This window comes from Candidatus Babeliaceae bacterium (assembly GCA_041660765.1).
Taxonomy (GTDB): domain Bacteria; phylum Babelota; class Babeliae; order Babelales; family Babelaceae; genus JBAZVR01.
The window spans coordinates 1-2,176 of sequence record JBAZVR010000007.1 but is presented as its reverse complement, the minus strand read 5'-3'; the positions used below and the strand labels follow the sequence as shown (position 1 = coordinate 2,176).

General features: G+C 34.4%; 1 protein-coding gene. It reads left to right on the top strand.

Features of this window, described 5'->3' with window-relative positions; translation table 11 throughout:
- The coding region (locus tag WC707_07100; protein MFA6066922.1) for an AAA family ATPase at positions 1–1,782 on the top strand (1,782 nt) is incomplete at its 5' end.
- Between the last annotated feature and the right edge of the window lie 394 nt (positions 1,783–2,176).

Genomic DNA, 2,176 nt, shown 5'->3' with positions numbered 1-2,176 from the left:
ACATCATTAGCAAGGTGGTCACACGGAACGTTAGAGGAAAATTATAAGTGGCTGGTAGATTACAATAAAAGAGGTGCAGGCGTATTTGTCATGGCTCAAGCTGGCAATGGGGATGGAAGAAATAATAAATCTGTTGAAAAAATACGTTGTGTTTTTAATGAGAATGATGGGCATATACCTAAAAAAATGCCAATTGAGCCTAATATTGTAGTTGAGACAAGCCCAGGCAAGGCACATTATTATTTCTTGTGTGAAGACATAGAAAAAGATGAATTTACAGGCATTGAAACACGGCTAATAGACGACTATGGAAGTGACCCAAACGCTAAAGACTTGGCCAGGGTATTGCGTCTTCCCGGTTTTTATCATAATAAAAAAAGACCGCATCTTGTTAAAATATCTCATGAGTCAGGATCGCTACCCTATTCAAGAGATGCAATAATCAAAGCATTCCCACCAGTCTTAAACGGACATAAAAAAGAATCCGGCAACCAGCAAGTTGATGTTGTAACAGACAAATTAATTGATGACTTGCGATCAGCTCTTAAATATTTAAATTCCGATGGCTATGACCCTTGGATAGATTCAGGATTGGCTTTAAAATCTCTTGGAGATAAGGGTTGTGTTTTGTGGCTGGAACATGGAAGCACATCAGATAAGTTTTCTCTTACTGAGGCATTAGAAAAATGGAATACATTTAAACCGAATGATATAACCTACAAGTCAATATTTCATGATGCTTATGCTAAAGGATGGGATGGAAATAAAAAGGTAGTAGAGACAGTTAAAATTGATGACTCAAGGAAATGGCTTGATGGCGATGAGATGGCATTATCGTCTAAACCGCCAGTTTTTCTTATAAATAATATTTTAGAATCAAAATCTAATGGGTTATTGGCTGGTAGTAGTGGATCATTTAAATCATTTTTTGCTTTAAAAATAGCTCATTCTATTTGTACTGGTAATGATTTTTTTGGGAATAGGGTATTTGATACTGGAAAGGTTCTTTATATCTGTGGCGAGGGTATTAACGCATTAGAACGGCGTTTAAATGCGTTAGTAATTGTTGAAGGCTCTTTTAATGGGAATATAAAGGTACTAAATAAGCCTTTATTTATTGATAATATAGCTGAGATGGATTGGTTAAAAAAATCTATAGATTCAATAAAGCCTGTTTTGGTTATATTTGATACATTTAGCAGTTTGGCTACAAGTGTTAAGGAGAATGTTAACGAAGAGGTTGCCAGGGCTTTGAGAATGGTAAGTGATTGCTGTTATGATGCGGGGGCAAGTTCAATTATCGTTCATCACTACGGCAAAGACACAGAGCGCGGGAGTCGTGGTGCTAGTGCTTTCAGTTCTAATGTTGACTTTGAAATAGGGATGAAGCGTATTCCTGAAACCTATGAAGCTATTGTTTCTTGTAAAAAATCAAAAGACGGGGAATTATTCAAGGATATGCAAATTAAGGCTCATATCGTTGATTTAGGGCATTTTAAACAAGACGGTAGCCCATCTACATCGCTTATACTTAAATCTAGCGACTGTGAGGATATTTTAACATCAAAGCAAAGGCTAGCTTATGATGCTATTAGAGACATGGTATCAAACTCTGGTTATGAACATAATAAAAGGCTTTGCGTTAGTATTGATATGTTAAGGTCATTGCTTAATGATTTATATATTAATGAAATAAATAAGTATGTTTCAACTAAGAGAGTTATTGAAACATTACTAAAAACAGAATTTCTTCACTGTGAGAATGGTCATTATTTTTTGTAAGCATTTGCTTACTAACATTGGTTTTTTAGCAATGTTAGTCCTGAAATCAATGACTTATAAATTTATCAAAAAAACACGTCCTCTACAGGCCACGGAATACGGGGTACTAACAAACTAACATAACCCCCCTAAAGGGGGGGGTTGTTAGTTAGTTAGAGTTATACCGGAAACTAACATGTAACATTGTACTACTAACATGTGTTAGTTAATAAAAATCAATAACTTACATAAATTACTAACATTAAGTTAAAAAATCATGTTAGTTCATCATAAAAAAATAATACTTGACAATTAAACAAATTTAATATTAAAATATGTCACGCTTAATAATTAGGAGTTGAGATGAAAATTGAACTAGAGCATCAAAAATGCCGTATGGTAGCAATCACTAATC